We start from the raw sequence: 15,900 nt of genomic DNA, 5'->3' as shown, positions 1-15,900 counted from the left end.
ATGCAGCCGGCCGGCTCGGCCGTGTTCGAACCGGGAGTTCTCCGATGGCAGCACAGAACGCTTTGCTGACGGTAGCCGAGATGTATCGCGCGGACGCTTTGACGATCGAGGGCGGCGTCTCGGGCAGGATTCTGATGGAGGCGGCGGGGGCCGCCGTCGCGCGGGTCGTCGCCGCGCGACGGCCTCCCGGCACCGTCGCCGTGCTCTGCGGGCCGGGCAACAACGGCGGCGACGGCTTCGTCGTCGCCCGGCTTCTGGCGGCGCAGGGCTGGTCGGTGCGCGTGGGGCTGCTCGGCAGCCGCGAGGCCCTGCGGGGCGATGCCGCCGTCATGGCCGGGCGCTGGGGCGGCGCGATGGCCCCGCTTGCGCCGTCACTGCTGGACGGGGCCGACCTCGTCGTCGACGCCCTGTTCGGAGCCGGCTTGTCCAAGCCCCTGGAGGGGACCGCGCGCGCAGTGATCGAGGACCTGGCCGCCCGTGCGCTTCCAACGGTGGCGGTGGACGTACCAAGCGGCGTCCATGGCGACACGGGCGCCGTGCTCGGCGCCGCGGCCCCGGCCTCGGTCACGGTTACCTTCTTCCGCAAGAAGCCGGGGCATCTCCTGCTGCCCGGGCGCGTCCTGTGCGGCGACCTCGTGGTTGCCGACATCGGGATTCCGGACCGGGTGCTGGACGGGATCGCGCCGAGACTTGCCGAAAACGGGCCTGCGCTCTGGCTTTCCGGCTTCCCATGGCCGAGGCTCGACGGCCACAAGTTCGACCGGGGCCATGCGGTGGTGTTCGGGGGCGCCCGGATGACCGGTGCGGCAAGGCTGGCCGCCCGGGCAGCCCGGCGGGTCGGCGCCGGGCTGGTCAGCATCGCCTGCGATCCGCGGGCCTTCCCGATCTATGCCGCAGCCGATCCAGGCACCATCGTGTCCCCGCTGGACGACTCGGAGAGCTTCGACGACCTGATGGCCGATCCGCGGCGGAACGCCGTGCTGGTCGGGCCGGGGGCCGGACCCGGGGCGACGACCTGCGGCCACGTGCTGAGCGCGCTCCGGGCCGGCAAGGCCATGGTGATCGATGCGGACGGACTGACCGCCTTCGCCGACCATTCGGCCGATCTCTACCGCGTCCTGAACGACCGCTGCCTGCTGACGCCCCATGGCGGGGAGTTCAAGCGCCTGTTCGGGATCGACGGTGACAAACTGTCGCAAGCTCGCCGGGCGGCGGCTCGCGCGGGCGCGGTTGTGCTGCTCAAGGGCGCCGATACCGTCGTCTCCGCGCCCGACGACCGCGCGGTGATCAACGCCAACGCGCCGCCCGAACTGGCGACGGCCGGGGCAGGGGACGTGTTGGCGGGGCTGGCGGTCGGCCTGATGGCGCAGGGAATGCCGGCGTTCGCGGCCGGCGCCGCGGCGGCCTGGCTGCACGGGGAGGCGGCCAGGGCCGTCGGTCCCGGGCTGATCGCCGAAGATCTGGCGGAGGCGCTTCCCGCGGTGCTGCGACGCCTGCGGGAGGGGGCGTGAAGCTTCCGTGAAGGTTGCCCTCCGAGGCGGCTTTACCCTTGATCGGCCTGCTGCGATTCCACCAAAATCGCGGACATGACCCAGCTTCCGACATCCCTCGAAGAGCAGCCTCCTCCCTCGCTGTTCGACCGCACCATGGAAAACTTGCGCTCCGCCTGGCGCGACATCGCCGCCTTCTCGCGGGAGGCGGTCGGCGCGATGCCGCGTCCCCACCTGCCGCGGGAGGATGCGGACCGGCTCCGCGTTCAGATGCAGGCTTGCCTGGCGGGAAGGGGCGGCGAAGTTTCGGCCCGCGCCCGGGCGGCGGAGTTGGGGCGTACGTACCTGAGCCTCGATTCGACGGGGCGGCGCAACTTCCTGACCATCCTGTCCCGCGATTTCGACGTGGACCGGGCCACGGTCGACCAGGCCGTGGACGCATTCCACAAGGCGTCGGACCCCGTGCTCCGCGGCAAGGCGGAACGGAAGCTCCGCGAGGCCCTGGAGCCGGGCCGTATGCGGCTGCTGACCCAGTTCAACGGCCTGCCAGAAGGGGTGAAGTTCCTCGTGGACATGCGAGCCCAGCTTCTGGAGTGGGGGGCGGAAGACCCCCTGATGGCCGCGCTGGAAGCCGACCTGAAGACGCTGCTGAAGAACTGGTTCGACGTCGGCTTCCTGGAACTGCGGCGAATCACCTGGGACAGTCCGGCCGCATTGCTGGAGAAGCTGATCGCCTACGAGGCGGTACACGCCATCAGGGGATGGCAGGACCTGAAGGACCGCCTTGATTCCGACCGCCGCTGCTTCGCCTTCTTCCATCCCCGCATGCCCGACGAGCCGCTGATCTTCGTCGAGGTCGCGCTGGTCAGCGGCATGTCGGACAATGTCCAGACGCTGCTGGACGAAGCGGCGCCGGTCCAGGACCCCCACACGGCGGATACCGCCATTTTCTATTCGATTTCCAATGCCCAGAAGGGGCTGGCGGGCATCAGCTTCGGCAATTTCCTGATCAAACGCGTCGTCGACAGCCTGACCGCCGAGTTCCCCAAGCTGAAATACTTCGCGACCCTGTCGCCGATCCCCGGCTTCCGGCGCTGGCTCGACGCCGAGACGGCGGCGGCGAGCGATGACGGCGACATCCTGACCACGGCGGAAAGGGTGCGGATCGCCGACCTGCTTACGGATCCCGATACCGTCCCGCCGGACGCGGCCGGCGGGCTCGCAACGGTGCTGGACCGGCCCGACTGGTACCGTGACGATGCGATCGTGAAGGTGGTGAAGCCGATCCTGATGCGGCTGTGCGCCACGTACCTGATCGAGGCGAAGGCGGGCAGGCGGGCACGGGACCCGGTCGCCCACTTCCACCTGTCGAACGGCGCGCGGATGGAACGGCTCAACTGGCTGGGCGATACGTCGGACAACGGACTTCGCCAATCCGCCGGCATGATGATCAATTACCGCTACAAGCTGGCCGATATCGAATCGAACCATGAAGCATATACGGGTGAGGGAAATATCAACGTTTCCTCATATGTGCGCGCGCATCTCAAGAGTACTGGATGATGTCACTGTAATTATATAAAATTCGATCGATTGTGCTTTAACTCTTCATAAAGAGGCGGGATCTAGTCTTTCCGGTGTCGACATCAACCAGGATAGAGCGGGACGGACCCATGTTCTTGAGACGGCGGAAGGCTCCGGTAGATATTATCGAAGGTTCGGTGTTCCGGCGAACCACCCCCGGCAAGACGGTTGAGACCGCGCGCGTGCTGGCGGTTTCCAAGGACAGCGTAGGAATACCCCATGTCCGTTTCAGCGTGCATTACGAGCGCGTCGATACGGCGGACGAGCTGCGCACCCTGGCCGTCAGTTCCTTCTCCGAACTGTTCAGCGAGCGTGTGCTTGCCTGAACGTCTCCGGCCCGTCCGGGGCGGCGGCGCGCAGCCTGCGGTGCCCCGGTTCGAGTCCTTTCGTTCCTGCGGAAATCTTAGCCTGTTTGTCCCGAAATCGGTGTGCTATAGAGGCAAACCCGGCGGGCGGGTGTTCAATTCCGCCTGCGCGGGGCTGCCTGTGCGGGCGTGGCGGAATTGGTAGACGCGCCGGATTTAGGTTCCGGTGACGCAAGTCGTGGGGGTTCGAGTCCCTTCGCCCGCACCATCAGGCCAGCCGTACCCGAGGTTCTCAAGCCGCGACCGGCGAGCACCGGTCGCCAACGAAACAGGCTTCCAGTCCAATGCAGATTACCGAGACGAGCGCCGACGGCCTCAAGCGTGAATACAAGGTCGTCATTCCCGCCCAGGAGATCGAGACGAAGGTCAACAGCCGGCTCCAGGAGCTGGGCAAGACGCTTCGGATACCGGGTTTCCGCCCGGGCAAGGTCCCGATGCCCATCGTGAAGCAGCGCTATGCTCAGTCGGTCATGGGCGAAGTCCTGGAAGCGGCGGTCAATGACAGCTCGCAGCAGGCGATCGACGAGCGCGGCCTGCGTCCGGCGCTCCAGCCGAAGATCCAGGTGACCTCGTTCGCGGAAGGCGGGAACCTGGAATACGACATGGCCGTGGAACTGCTGCCGGACATCGAGCCGGTGGACTTCTCCACGATCGAGCTGGAGCGGGTCGTCGCGGACGTGGATGACAAGCAGGTCGACGAGACCCTGGAGCGGCTGGCTAAGAGCAGCCGCGATTCCCAGCCCGTGACCGAGGATCGTCCCGCCCGCAACGGCGACATACTGGTGATCGACTTCGCCGGCACCGTCGACGGCGAGGCCAAGCCCGGCATGGACGCCAAGGACCACCGGCTGGAGCTCGGGACCAACAGCTTCGTCGGGACCTTCGAGGAGCAGCTCGTCGGTTCCAAGCCGGGCGACCACCGCACCGTGACAGTGACCTTCCCCGAGAATTACGCCGCGGCCGAGCTCCAGGGCAAGGAAGCCGTGTTCGAGGTGGACGTGAAGGAGATCCGGGAGCCGGCGCCGGCCACGATCGACGACGAGTTCGCCAAGAAGTTCGGCGCCGACGATCTGGCCGCCTTGAAGCAGATGATCAAGGACCGCATCGGCCAGGACTACGCCGGCATCTCGCGTTCCAAGGTGAAGCGCACCCTGCTCGACAAGCTGGCGGATACCCACAGCTTCGAAGTCCCGGCAGGCATGGTCGAGATCGAGTTCGAGACCATCTGGAACCGGCTCCAGGAAGAGCTGAAGCGCGGCGGCGCCGACGCCGAGGAGGCCGGCAAGAGCGAGGAGGAGCTGAAGACGGAGTACTGGGGCATCGCCGAAAGGCGCGTCCGGCTCGGCCTGCTCCTTTCCGAAGTCGGTCGCCGCAACAATATCCAGGTGACCCAGGACGAGTTGAACCGGGCCCTCATCACCGAGGCCCAGCGCTATCCGGGGCAGGAGCGCGAGGTGTTCGAGTTCTTCCGCAGCAATCCGCGGGCGATCGACAACCTTCGCGCGCCGCTGTTCGAGGACAAGGTCATCGACTTCATCCTCGAACTCGCTAAGGTGAACGAGAAGACCGTCTCGGTCGAGGAGCTGGTGCGCGATCCGGACGAGTCCGAGGATACCGCCGCGGCCTGATCGGGCTCTCGGCGGACCGCGCCCGGAGACTCGGGGCCGGTGCTATCGGGTCCGGGGGACCGGACCCGCGGCACGGAATCGGTGGGACGGACGGCCCGGCGGCACCAGCCGGCGGGCCTTCATCAGGGATCAAAGCCCTGGCTGCGGGCCCGAGCCTTCGGGCCGCGCGAGGCAGGGAAACGGGAGAGTCGAAAAGAATGAACGATTTCGAGCCGCGGATGAACGCTCTGGTCCCGATGGTCATCGAACAGACCAATCGCGGCGAGCGCGCGTTCGACATCTATTCGCGCCTCTTGAAGGAGCGCATCATCTTCCTGATCGGCCCGGTCAACGACGGCGTTGCCAGCCTGATCTGCGCCCAGCTCCTGTTCCTGGAGTCGGAGAACCCCACCAAGGACATCTCCTTCTACATCAACTCGCCGGGCGGGTACGTGACCTCCGGCCTGGCGATCTACGACACCATGCAGTACATCCGGCCGCCTGTCTCGACCGTCTGCATCGGCCAGGCCGCCAGCATGGGCTCGCTGCTGCTGACCGCCGGTGCGCCGGGCAAGCGGTTCTCGCTTCCGAACAGCAGGATCATGGTCCACCAGCCCTCCGGCGGTGCCCAGGGGCAGGCGGCCGACATCGAGATCCAGGCCCAGGAGATCCTGAAGCTGCGGTCGCGCCTCAACGACATCTATGCCAAGCACAGCGGCCAGTCCCTGGACGTGATCGAGGCGGCGATGGAGCGCGACAAGTTCATGTCGCCCGAGGAGGCCAAGAGCTTCGGCCTGATCGACGAGGTGGTGACGAGCCGTCCGGCGGGCGTGGGCGATACGCCGGCGAGTTGATCGCACCAACTAGATATTGATCGCCGCGTATTGCGTGTTGTTGAATAGGATTGTTCCAGTGCGGCAAGATCAACGCTTGGTCTTGCCGCCGGGTTTTCCCGGGACACCCTGTTTCTGAAAGGCGTTTGGAACGGTTGTACGCCCAAGCTGTACCAACGGGTCGCCGGACCGAACGCCACTCGGTGCTGTGACGGAGCCCATATGACCAAGTCCACCGGCGGCGATTCGAAGAATACCCTCTACTGCTCATTCTGCGGGAAGAGCCAGCATGAGGTGCGCAAGCTGATTGCCGGCCCGACGGTGTTCATCTGCGATGAATGCGTCGAACTCTGCATGGACATCATCCGCGAAGAGAACAAGACGACGCTGGTGAAGTCCCGCGACGGGGTGCCGACTCCGCGCGACATACATGCCGTGCTGGACGACTATGTGATCGGCCAGGATCACGCCAAAAGGGTTCTTTCGGTCGCGGTCCACAACCATTACAAGCGACTCGCCCACGGCACCAAGCACAACGACGTCGAACTGGCGAAGTCCAACATCCTCCTGATCGGCCCGACCGGGTGCGGCAAAACGTTGCTGGCGCAGACGCTGGCACGGATTATCGACGTGCCGTTCACCATGGCCGACGCCACGACCCTGACCGAGGCGGGATATGTCGGCGAGGACGTCGAGAACATCATCCTGAAGCTGCTTCAGGCCGCCGACTACAATGTCGAGCGCGCCCAGCGCGGCATCGTCTATATCGACGAGGTCGACAAGATCAGCCGCAAGTCCGACAACCCTTCGATCACCCGCGACGTCTCCGGCGAGGGCGTGCAGCAGGCGCTGCTGAAGATCATGGAAGGGACCGTCGCCTCGGTGCCGCCCCAGGGCGGACGGAAGCACCCCCAGCAGGAATTCCTGCAGGTCGATACCACCAACATCCTGTTCATCTGCGGCGGCGCCTTCGCCGGGCTCGAGAAGATCATCGCCCAGCGGGGCCGCGGCACCTCGATCGGCTTCGGGGCTGACGTGCGGGGACCGGACGAGCGCCAGACCGGCGCCATCCTGCGCGACGTGGAGCCGGAAGACCTGTTGAAGTTCGGCCTCATCCCCGAGTTCGTCGGCCGGTTGCCGGTCGTCGCCACCCTGTCCGACCTGGACGAGGCGGCGTTGATGGAGATCCTGACCAAGCCGAAGAACGCCCTGGTGAAGCAGTATCAGAGACTGTTCGAGATGGAGGATGTCCGGTTGGAATTCGCCGACGAGGCGCTGAAGGGCATCGCCAACAAGGCCATTGCGCGCAAGACCGGCGCCCGCGGTCTGCGGTCGATCATGGAAGGGATCCTGCTGGATCCGATGTTCGAGCTGCCCGGGCTCCAAGGAGTGGAGGAGATCATGATCAACAAGGAGGTTGTCGAGGGACGGTCCAAGCCCCTCTACATCTATTCCGACCGGCGCGGCGACCTGGCGCCCGGAGCGTGAGTTCCTATGCCGCTCCTCCGAGGTGTCAAGACCTTGAAGGGGCGGCCGGCCTGGACCACGTTAGGACCAAGCCGCCACCTGTCCTTACGCCCACAAGGGGTGAGACTCCTTTCAGGCCCATATCGGGCTGACGGCCTTCACACGAGAGGCGCACCATATGTTTGAAATCCCCCGTGGAGCTTTGTACCCGGTCCTGCCGCTGAGGGACATCGTCGTCTTTCCGCACATGATCGTGCCGCTGTTCGTAGGGCGCGAGAAGTCCGTGCGGGCGCTGGAAGACGTGATGAAGGACGACAAGCAGATCCTGCTGGTCACCCAGAAGAACGCGGCCCAGGATGATCCTTCCCCGGCGGACATCTACTCCGTCGGTACCGTCGGTACGGTGCTCCAACTGCTGAAGCTGCCGGACGGCACCGTCAAGGTGCTGGTCGAGGGCGGTCAGCGGGCGTCGATCACCAAGTTTTCCGAGAACGACGATTTCTTCCAGGCCCACGCCGAACTGATCGACGAGAAGGCCGGAGAGGCCCAGGAGCTCGAGGCCCTGTCCCGCGCCGTCGTCTCGCAGTTCGAGCAGTACATCAAGCTCAACAAGAAGATTCCGCCCGAGGTCCTCGTCTCGATCAACCAGATCGACGAGGCCGGCAAGCTGGCCGATACGGTCGCCTCGCATCTGGCGCTGAAGATCCCCGAGAAGCAGCAGCTGCTGGAGACCGCCACCGTCGGCGAACGGCTGGAGCGGGTCTATGCCTTCATGGAAGGCGAGATCGGCGTCCTTCAGGTCGAGAAGCGCATCCGGAACCGCGTCAAGCGGCAGATGGAAAAGACCCAGCGCGAGTACTACCTGAACGAGCAGCTCAAGGCCATCCAGAAGGAACTGGGCGAGTCGGAGGACGGTCGCGACGAAGTCGCGGAGCTTGAAGACCGGATCAACAAGACCCGCCTGTCCAAGGATGCGCGCGAGAAGGCGCTGGCCGAGCTGAAGAAGCTTCGGTCCATGAGCCCGATGTCGGCCGAAGCGACCGTCGTGCGCAACTACCTGGACTGGATCGTCAGCATTCCCTGGAAGAAGCGCACGAAGATCAAGCGCGATATCAAGCTTGCAGAGGGCGTGCTGAACGCCGACCATTTCGGTTTGGAGAAGGTCAAGGAGCGTATCCTCGAATACCTTGCCGTGCAGCAGCGCATGACCAAGGTTAAGGGTCCGATCCTGTGCCTGGTCGGTCCGCCCGGCGTCGGCAAGACCTCGCTTGGCAAGTCGATCGCCAAGGCGACCGGCCGCAACTTCGTCCGCATGTCCCTCGGCGGCGTCCGTGACGAGGCCGAGGTCCGCGGCCACCGCCGGACCTATATCGGCTCGATGCCCGGCAAGGTCATCCAGGGCATGAAGAAGGCCAAGTCATCCAACCCGCTGTTCCTGCTGGACGAGGTCGACAAACTCGGCTCCGACTGGCGCGGCGATCCGTCGTCGGCTCTGCTCGAGGTGCTCGATCCGGAGCAGAACGGTACCTTCGCCGACCACTACCTGGAGGTCGATTACGACCTGTCGGACGTGATGTTCGTCTGCACGGCCAACACGTTGCGCATGCCTCAGCCGCTGCTGGACCGCATGGAGATCATCCGGGTCGCCGGTTACACCGAGGACGAGAAGGTCGAGATCGCCAAGCGCCATCTGCTGGACAAGCAGCTCAAGTCGCATGGCCTGAAGAAGGGTGAGTTCACGGTCTCCGACGACGCGTTGCGCGACCTGATCCGCTACTACACGCGGGAGGCCGGCGTCCGCAGCCTGGAACGCGAAATCGCGAACCTGGCCCGGAAGGCGATCAAGGAGATCCTGATGAAGGGTCTCGACAAGATCCAGGTCAACCGCCGAAACCTCGACAAGTATGCCGGCGTGCGCAAGTTCCGCTACGGCGAGGCGGAGCTGGAGGATCTGGTCGGCGTCACCACGGGTCTGGCCTGGACCGAAGTCGGCGGCGAGCTGCTGTCGATCGAGGCGGTCATGCTGCCCGGCAAGGGCAAGGTCACGACCACCGGCAAGCTGGGCGACGTGATGAAGGAATCGGTCCAGGCGGCCGAGAGCTACGTCAAATCGAGGGCGGTCGTGTTCGGCATCAGGCCCGACCTGTTCGGCAAGAAGGACATCCACGTCCACGTGCCGGAGGGGGCGACTCCGAAGGACGGCCCATCCGCCGGCGTGGCCATGGTGACCTCGATCGTGTCGGTGCTGACCGGCATTCCCGTCCGCAAGGATGTCGCCATGACCGGCGAGATCACCCTGCGCGGCCGGGTGTTGCCGATCGGCGGCCTGAAGGAGAAGCTTCTGGCGGCCCTCCGCGGCGGGTTGAAGACGGTCCTGATTCCCAAGGACAACGAGAAGGACCTCGCGGAGATCCCCGACAACGTGAAGAAGGGGCTGCGAATCATTCCGGTTTCCATGGGCGACGAGGTGCTCCAGCATGCCTTGACCCAGCCGCTCGTGCCGATCGAGTGGAGCGAGCCGTCCGAGGAGGCCCAGGTAACCCCTCCGGGTGGTGATACCGATCGCGAGGAAGTAATTCGGCATTGAGATCGGCCCCGGAAACCGCCTAAATTCCCTGCGCCGCGGCTCTCCCGAGGGCCGCGGCGGACCCAGCAGACATTTTTCCGCGCGAGGGTTGAGCCGGGGGGTTCAATGCTTTGTTTAGGCGGTTTTCAACGGGGGGCTCACCAGTGAACAAGAACGATCTCGTCGCGTTCGTGGCGGACGCGGCTAGCCTGTCAAAGGCGGACGCGACCAAGGCTGTCGACGCCGTTTTCGATGGCATCATCAGCACTCTCAAGAAGGGCGAGGAAGTGCGACTCGTCGGGTTCGGGACCTTCGCGGTTTCCGAACGGGCGGCATCCGAGGGGCGCAACCCGCGTACCGGCGAGAAGATCGACATTCCCGCGTCCAAGCAGCCGAAGTTCAAGCCCGGCAAGACCCTGAAGGACGCCCTCAACTGAGGCGTTCCCAACGGGAAACCTGACGGCGAGCATCTTCGCCGGGATCAGTTCGGAACGGCACAAGCCCGCGACCGCATCACCGGTCGCGGGCTTGTGTGTTTGGGCGCCAGTTGCTAGAAGGACGGCATCCGGCAGGGCAACCGCCGGTCGGAGGGGCGATTAGCTCAGCGGTAGAGCGTCTCGTTTACACCGAGAGGGTCGGCGGTTCGAACCCGTCATCGCCCACCATTCCTTCTTCCCCCATATCCGGGGCCGCTTTGGCGGCAACGCCGCTCCGTCAGCGGGGTGCGATCTAATGGCGCACCCGTTTCGCTCGGCGCTGCAAATCGGAAAATCCTGTCCGTTGGAAACAGACCTTTCTGGAGGCGGATGACGGATTGATGTCGTTCAGCCATTGACAGCGGCGGGGCCGTGTCGTACTTACCGCCCACCACGACGCGGGTGTAGCTCAGTTGGTTAGAGCGCCGGCCTGTCACGCCGGAGGCCGCGGGTTCAAGTCCCGTCACTCGCGCCATTTTCCCTAAAAAATCTAAGCAGTATCAATCGTTCAGCGCGAGCTGCGACGCGTTTTGCGCGTGCGGAATTTCGCCTAATTGTCTTTCCTTGGACTCCCTTTCAGCCTATATTCGCCCCTGCCCGACGGGTCGGGTAACCAATTGAAAAGCTGCCATGCTGGCTCCGAGTCGGCCGTTATGCGCCGGGCTCGCCACGCTGAAAGGCAGTCCACTGCGAGGAGCGTTATGGCCAATCCTTTGGTCGTCGAATATCTGCCGATTCTGATCTTCCTCGGGATTGCGGTGGTCATCGCAGGTGCCGCCGTCGGTGCCTCCTTCCTGGTCGCCTCCCAGAAGCCGGACAGCGAGAAGGTCTCCGCCTACGAGTGCGGGTTCGAACCTTTCGATGACGCCCGCAGCAAGTTCGATGTGCGGTTCTATCTGGTCGCCATTCTGTTCATCATCTTCGACCTGGAAGTTGCGTTTTTGTTCCCATGGGCCATATCCCTTGGTGACATCGGACTTTTCGGATTCTGGTCGATGGTCGTGTTCCTTGGCGTGCTGACCATCGGCTTCATCTATGAATGGAAGAAAGGAGCGCTGGAATGGGAGTGACTTCCAACCAGCCGTCCGCCGGCCAGACCATCCTGGGTCAACCCGGTCACGGGCAGCCGTCCCAGGGCCTGATCCTGCCGGACCGGGGAGCGCCGCTGGCGCCGGGGGCCGACCAGGACGCGTATCTCAAGACCGTCACGGACGAACTGCAGGACAAGGGCTTCATCGTCGCCAAGTTCGATGCGTTGCTCGACTGGGCGCGCACCGGATCGCTGTGGCCCATGACCTTCGGCCTGGCCTGCTGCGCGGTGGAGATGATCCACGCCTACATGAGCCGCTACGACCTCGACCGGTTCGGCGTCATCCCGCGACCCAGCCCGCGTCAGAGCGACGTGATGATCGTCGCCGGCACGCTGTGCAACAAGATGGCGCCGGCGCTGCGCAAGGTCTATGACCAGATGGCGGAGCCCCGGTGGGTGATCTCGATGGGGTCGTGCGCCAACGGCGGCGGATACTACCATTACTCCTACTCGGTGGTGCGCGGCTGCGACCGGATCGTTCCGGTCGATATCTACGTTCCCGGTTGCCCGCCGACTGCGGAAGCCCTGGTCTATGGGATTCTGCAACTCCAGAAGAAGATCAAGCGCGGCAACCGCATCGCGCGTTAATAAAGGCAGTCCCGGATCATGAGCGACCAAGCGCTTCAGGAACTGAGCGATCACCTCCAGGCGCGCCTGGCGGATGTCATATTGTCCGCCGGCATCGAACTGGGCGAGCTGATCGTCAAGGTGCAACGCCAGTCGATCGTGCGCGTCATGACGTTCCTGCGCGACGACACCAGCTGCCAGTTCAAGCAGCTGATCGACCTCTGCGGGGCGGATTATCCCTCGCGCGAAGAGCGTTTCGAGGTGGTCTACAATCTGCTCAGCCTGAAGCACAATTTTCGCATCCGGGTGAAGGTGACGACCGACGAGGACACGCCGGTCCCGTCCATCTCGGAGGTGTTCAGCGCAGCCCCCTGGTTCGAGCGTGAAGCATGGGACCTCTACGGCATCTTCTTCTCGGATCACCCCGACCTGCGGCGGATCCTCACGGACTACGGGTTCGAGGGGCACCCGCTGCGCAAGGATTTTCCGCTGACCGGCTATGTGGAACTGCGCTATGACGACGAGCAGAAGCGGGTCGTCTACGAACCGGTCAAACTGACGCAGGATTTCCGATCCTTCGATTTCCTCAGCCCGTGGGAGGGCATGACCAATGTCATGCTGCCGGGCGACGAGAAGGCTGAGGCGCCCACGGGGGCTACCCGGCCGGGGAGCAACAAATAATGGCAACCGCGACCAACACCGCCGAGTCGAAGATCAAGCCGTTCACCATGAACTTCGGGCCGCAGCACCCTGCGGCCCACGGGGTGTTGCGCCTCGTGCTGGAGATGGACGGAGAGGTCGTCGAGCGTGCCGACCCCCATATCGGGCTGCTTCACCGCGGTACGGAAAAACTGATCGAATACAAGACCTACCTTCAGGCGACGCCCTATTTCGACCGCCTGGACTACGTCTCGCCCATGTGCCAGGAGCATGCGTTCGCCCTGGGCGTCGAGAAGCTGCTTCGCATAGCGCCGCCGCCGCGCGCCCAGTACATCCGGGTGATGTTCAGCGAGATCACCCGCATCCTGAACCACCTGCTCAACATCACCACCTACGCGCTCGACGTCGGTGCGATCACGCCGTCCCTCTGGGGCTTCGAAGAGCGCGAGAAGCTTATGGAGTTCTACGAGCGGGTGAGCGGCGCCCGGCTCCACGCCAATTATTTCCGCCCCGGAGGGGTCGCCTTCGACATGCCGGCCGGCCTGGCCGAGGACATCTGGGAATATACCGAGCGTTTCCCGAAGTTCATGGACGATCTGGAAGGCTTGTTGTCCGAAAACCGGATCTTCAAGCAGCGGACCGTCGACATCGGCATCGTCAGCGAGCAGGAAGCGCTGGACTGGGGCTTCACCGGCCCGATGCTGCGCGCCTCCAACGTGGCCTGGGACCTGCGCAAGGCGCAGCCCTACGATGTCTACGACCAGATGGATTTCGACGTCCCGGTCGGCCTGACCGGCGACTGCTATGCCCGCTATCTCGTCCGTATGGAGGAGATGCGCGAGTCGAACAAGATCATGCGCCAGTGCCTCGAAAAACTGCCGGACGGTCCGGTGAAGGTGCAGGACCACAAGATCGCTCCGCCGCGCCGCGGCGAAATGAAGCGGTCGATGGAAGCCCTCATCCATCACTTCAAGCTCTATACCGAGGGCTACCACGTGCCCGCCGGCGAGACCTATACCGCGGTCGAGGCGCCCAAGGGAGAGTTCGGGGTCTATCTGGTGTCCGACGGAACCAACAAGCCATATCGCTGCAAGATCCGCGCGCCCGGCTTCGCCCACCTCCAGGGCCTCGACTTCATGTCGAAGGGCCATATGCTGGCGGACACGGTGGCGATCATCGGGTCCATGGATGTCGTGTTCGGAGAGATCGATCGATGAGCGCAAACGGAACGGCACCCGCTGGGCCGAAGGATTTCGCCTTCACGGCGGAGAACCTGGAACGGGCCAAGCACATCATCGCGAAGTATCCGCCCGGCAAGCAGGCCAGCGCGGTGATGCCCCTGCTCGACCTGGCACAGCGCCAGAACGACAACTGGCTGCCGCGCGCGGCCATGGACTATGTCGCCGACATGCTGAGCATGCCGCGCATCCGGGTGTACGAGGTGGCTACCTTCTACACCATGTACAATCTGAAGCCCGTCGGTAAGCACTTCGTGCAGATCTGCACCACCACTCCGTGTTGGCTGCGCGGGTCGGACGATGTCGTGAAGGCCTGCGAGCGCAAGCTGGGCATCGGTCTGGGCGAGACGACTCCGGACGGTCAGTTCACCGTGATCGAGGTGGAGTGCCTGGGCGCCTGCGTGAATGCGCCGATGGTCCAGGTCAACGACGACTATTACGAGGATCTGGACGCCGCCAGCACGGAAGCGCTGCTGGACGCCCTGAAGCGCGGCGAACGGCCCGCGCCGGGACCGGTTTCGGGCCGTCAGACCTCAAGCCCGGCCGGGGGGCCGACGACGTTGAAGGGCAGGGTGCCTCAGGCGACGTCGGCGACGGCCGCAGATTCCACCCACGGCGATGACTGAGGGGGCGTGATGCTTCGGGACGAAGACCGCATTTTCACCAATCTCTACGGCTTCGAGGATTTCGGGCTGGACGCCGCGCGTGGACGGGGTGATTGGGACAACACCAGGGACCTGATCCTGAAGGGCAGGGAATGGATCATCAACGAGACCAAGGAGTCCGGGCTGCGCGGCCGCGGCGGCGCCGGCTTCTCCACGGGTCTCAAATGGTCGTTCATGCCCAAGCAGACCGGCGACCGGCCGCACTATCTGGTGATCAACGCCGACGAGGGCGAGCCGGGTACGTGCAAGGACCGCGACATCATGCGTCACGATCCGCACAAGCTGATCGAGGGCTGCCTGATCGCCAGCTTCGCGATCGGCGCCAACGCCTGCTACATCTACATCCGGGGTGAGTTCTACAACGAGGGCTCAAACCTCCAGCGTGCGATCGACGAGGCCTACGCGGCCGGCCTGATCGGCAAGAACGCGTGTGGGTCGGGATGGGACTTCGACCTCTACCTTCACCGCGGCGCCGGCGCCTATATCTGCGGCGAAGAGACCGCGCTGATCGAGAGCCTGGAAGGCAAGAAGGGCCAGCCCCGCAACAAGCCGCCGTTCCCGGCCCAGGCGGGCCTTTATTCCTGCCCGACGACGGTCAACAACGTCGAGAGCATCGCGGTGGTCCCGACGATCCTGCGCCGGGGCGCCGCCTGGTTCGCCGGCCTCGGCCGTCCGAAGAACACCGGGACCAAGGTGTTCTGCATTTCCGGCCACGTGAACAAGCCGTGCAACGTGGAAGAGGAGATGGGCATCCCGCTGAAGGAGCTGATCGAGAAGCACGCCGGCGGCGTGCGCGGCGGCTGGGACAATCTCCTGGCCATCATTCCCGGCGGTTCTTCGGTGCCGGTGCTGCCCCGGTCGATCTGCGACACCGTCCTGATGGATTTCGACAGCCTGCGCGAGGTCCGGTCGGGCCTCGGCACCGCCGGGATCATCGTCATGGACAAGTCCACCGACATCGTCAAGGCGATCGCCCGCCTGTCCAAGTTCTACATGCACGAGAGCTGCGGCCAGTGCACGCCGTGCCGCGAAGGCACCGGCTGGCTGTGGCGCGTGATGGAGCGCATGGCGCAGGGCAGGGCCCGCATCGACGAGATCGACATGCTGTTCGAGGTCACCAAGGAAATCGAAGGGCACACCATCTGCGCCCTGGGTGACGCGGCGGCCTGGCCCGTCCAGGGCCTGATCCGGCACTTCCGCCCCGAAATGGAACGGCGAATCCTCCAGTACACCGGCGCCCAGCGCGCCGCGGCGGAATGAACCGGCAGCCGAACGTAGCGACGAGACATCAC

The 15,900-nt window shown here is 64.7% G+C and carries 14 protein-coding genes and 3 tRNA genes; all 17 read left to right on the top strand.

What is annotated here, in order from left to right; translation table 11 throughout:
• Nucleotides 1–44 precede the first annotated feature (44 nt).
• The 17 genes from JL100_RS14675 to nuoF all read left to right on the top strand — a co-directional run bounded on the left by JL100_RS14675 (nucleotide 45) and on the right by nuoF (nucleotide 15,868).
• Nucleotides 45–1,511: an NAD(P)H-hydrate dehydratase gene (locus JL100_RS14675; protein WP_202680422.1), complete on the top strand. Its 1,467-nt coding sequence runs from the start codon at nucleotides 45–47 to the stop codon at nucleotides 1,509–1,511.
• Between the two features lie 75 nt (nucleotides 1,512–1,586).
• On the top strand, nucleotides 1,587–3,053 hold the full coding sequence (locus JL100_RS14670; RefSeq protein WP_202680421.1) for a malonyl-CoA decarboxylase: 1,467 nt from the start codon (nucleotides 1,587–1,589) through the stop codon (nucleotides 3,051–3,053).
• Nucleotides 3,054–3,163: 110 nt separating this feature from the next.
• Nucleotides 3,164–3,400 (top strand): hypothetical protein, encoded by a 237-nt coding sequence (locus tag JL100_RS14665; RefSeq protein WP_202680420.1) that lies wholly within the window; start codon nucleotides 3,164–3,166, stop codon nucleotides 3,398–3,400.
• A gap of 162 nt (nucleotides 3,401–3,562) precedes the next feature.
• Nucleotides 3,563–3,647: transfer RNA gene (locus JL100_RS14660), tRNA-Leu, on the top strand.
• A gap of 76 nt (nucleotides 3,648–3,723) precedes the next feature.
• A complete protein-coding gene (gene tig, locus JL100_RS14655; RefSeq protein ID WP_202680419.1) occupies nucleotides 3,724–5,067 on the top strand; it encodes a trigger factor in 1,344 nt (447 codons plus the stop codon).
• Nucleotides 5,068–5,264: 197 nt separating this feature from the next.
• The gene (gene clpP, locus JL100_RS14650) at nucleotides 5,265–5,900 is read left to right on the top strand and encodes an ATP-dependent Clp endopeptidase proteolytic subunit ClpP (RefSeq protein ID WP_202680418.1); all 636 of its coding nucleotides are present in this window, start codon (nucleotides 5,265–5,267) and stop codon (nucleotides 5,898–5,900) included.
• Nucleotides 5,901–6,101: 201 nt separating this feature from the next.
• Complete coding sequence (gene clpX, locus JL100_RS14645) at nucleotides 6,102–7,367, top strand: ATP-dependent Clp protease ATP-binding subunit ClpX (RefSeq protein ID WP_201080750.1); 1,266 nt, start codon at nucleotides 6,102–6,104, stop codon at nucleotides 7,365–7,367.
• Between the two features lie 157 nt (nucleotides 7,368–7,524).
• A complete protein-coding gene (gene lon, locus JL100_RS14640) occupies nucleotides 7,525–9,933 on the top strand; it encodes an endopeptidase La (RefSeq protein WP_202680417.1) in 2,409 nt (802 codons plus the stop codon).
• A 143-nt stretch (nucleotides 9,934–10,076) separates the two neighbouring features.
• Nucleotides 10,077–10,349, top strand: a complete 273-nt coding sequence (locus JL100_RS14635) for an HU family DNA-binding protein (protein ID WP_202680416.1) — start codon at nucleotides 10,077–10,079, stop codon at nucleotides 10,347–10,349.
• A 153-nt stretch (nucleotides 10,350–10,502) separates the two neighbouring features.
• Nucleotides 10,503–10,577 (top strand) — tRNA-Val (locus JL100_RS14630).
• 209 nt (nucleotides 10,578–10,786) lie between these two features.
• Nucleotides 10,787–10,863, top strand: a tRNA-Asp gene (locus JL100_RS14625).
• A gap of 226 nt (nucleotides 10,864–11,089) precedes the next feature.
• Nucleotides 11,090–11,458 (top strand): NADH-quinone oxidoreductase subunit A, encoded by a 369-nt coding sequence (locus JL100_RS14620; RefSeq protein ID WP_037447254.1) that lies wholly within the window; start codon nucleotides 11,090–11,092, stop codon nucleotides 11,456–11,458.
• Nucleotides 11,449–12,066, top strand: a complete 618-nt coding sequence (locus tag JL100_RS14615) for a NuoB/complex I 20 kDa subunit family protein (protein ID WP_228421277.1) — start codon at nucleotides 11,449–11,451, stop codon at nucleotides 12,064–12,066. Before JL100_RS14620 ends, JL100_RS14615 begins: the two co-directional genes overlap by 10 nt.
• Before the next feature lie 18 nt (nucleotides 12,067–12,084).
• Entirely contained in the window at nucleotides 12,085–12,726 is a 642-nt protein-coding gene (locus JL100_RS14610) for an NADH-quinone oxidoreductase subunit C (RefSeq protein WP_202680415.1), read from the top strand.
• Entirely contained in the window at nucleotides 12,726–13,922 is a 1,197-nt protein-coding gene (locus JL100_RS14605; protein ID WP_202680414.1) for an NADH-quinone oxidoreductase subunit D, read from the top strand. The genes JL100_RS14610 and JL100_RS14605 overlap by 1 nt, the downstream gene beginning before the upstream one ends.
• Nucleotides 13,919–14,569, top strand: a complete 651-nt coding sequence (nuoE, locus tag JL100_RS14600; RefSeq protein WP_202680413.1) for an NADH-quinone oxidoreductase subunit NuoE — start codon at nucleotides 13,919–13,921, stop codon at nucleotides 14,567–14,569. Before JL100_RS14605 ends, nuoE begins: the two co-directional genes overlap by 4 nt.
• A 9-nt stretch (nucleotides 14,570–14,578) precedes the next feature.
• Nucleotides 14,579–15,868, top strand: a complete 1,290-nt coding sequence (gene nuoF, locus JL100_RS14595) for an NADH-quinone oxidoreductase subunit NuoF (RefSeq protein ID WP_202680412.1) — start codon at nucleotides 14,579–14,581, stop codon at nucleotides 15,866–15,868.
• The last annotated feature ends 32 nt before the right edge of the window (nucleotides 15,869–15,900 follow it).

Source organism: Skermanella mucosa, from assembly GCF_016765655.2.
GTDB lineage: Bacteria > Pseudomonadota > Alphaproteobacteria > Azospirillales > Azospirillaceae > Skermanella > Skermanella mucosa.
This window is presented reverse-complemented; position numbering and strand designations above follow the sequence as displayed.

Bases quoted from the DNA above. Each gene is read 5' to 3' on its own strand.
- JL100_RS14670 (WP_202680421.1), top strand. From the start codon at position 1,587: ATGACCCAGCTTCCGACATCCCTCGAAGAGCAGCCTCCTCCCTCGCTG.
- JL100_RS14610 (WP_202680415.1), top strand. From the start codon at position 12,085: ATGAGCGACCAAGCGCTTCAGGAACTGAGCGATCACCTCCAGGCGCGC.
- lon (WP_202680417.1), top strand. From the start codon at position 7,525: ATGTTTGAAATCCCCCGTGGAGCTTTGTACCCGGTCCTGCCGCTGAGG.
- JL100_RS14620 (WP_037447254.1), top strand. From the start codon at position 11,090: ATGGCCAATCCTTTGGTCGTCGAATATCTGCCGATTCTGATCTTCCTC.
- clpP (WP_202680418.1), top strand. From the start codon at position 5,265: ATGAACGATTTCGAGCCGCGGATGAACGCTCTGGTCCCGATGGTCATC.
- nuoE (WP_202680413.1), top strand. From the start codon at position 13,919: ATGAGCGCAAACGGAACGGCACCCGCTGGGCCGAAGGATTTCGCCTTC.
- JL100_RS14615 (WP_228421277.1), top strand. From the start codon at position 11,449: ATGGGAGTGACTTCCAACCAGCCGTCCGCCGGCCAGACCATCCTGGGT.
- clpX (WP_201080750.1), top strand. From the start codon at position 6,102: ATGACCAAGTCCACCGGCGGCGATTCGAAGAATACCCTCTACTGCTCA.
- JL100_RS14665 (WP_202680420.1), top strand. From the start codon at position 3,164: ATGTTCTTGAGACGGCGGAAGGCTCCGGTAGATATTATCGAAGGTTCG.
- JL100_RS14675 (WP_202680422.1), top strand. From the start codon at position 45: ATGGCAGCACAGAACGCTTTGCTGACGGTAGCCGAGATGTATCGCGCG.
- nuoF (WP_202680412.1), top strand. From the start codon at position 14,579: ATGCTTCGGGACGAAGACCGCATTTTCACCAATCTCTACGGCTTCGAG.
- tig (WP_202680419.1), top strand. From the start codon at position 3,724: ATGCAGATTACCGAGACGAGCGCCGACGGCCTCAAGCGTGAATACAAG.
- JL100_RS14605 (WP_202680414.1), top strand. From the start codon at position 12,726: ATGGCAACCGCGACCAACACCGCCGAGTCGAAGATCAAGCCGTTCACC.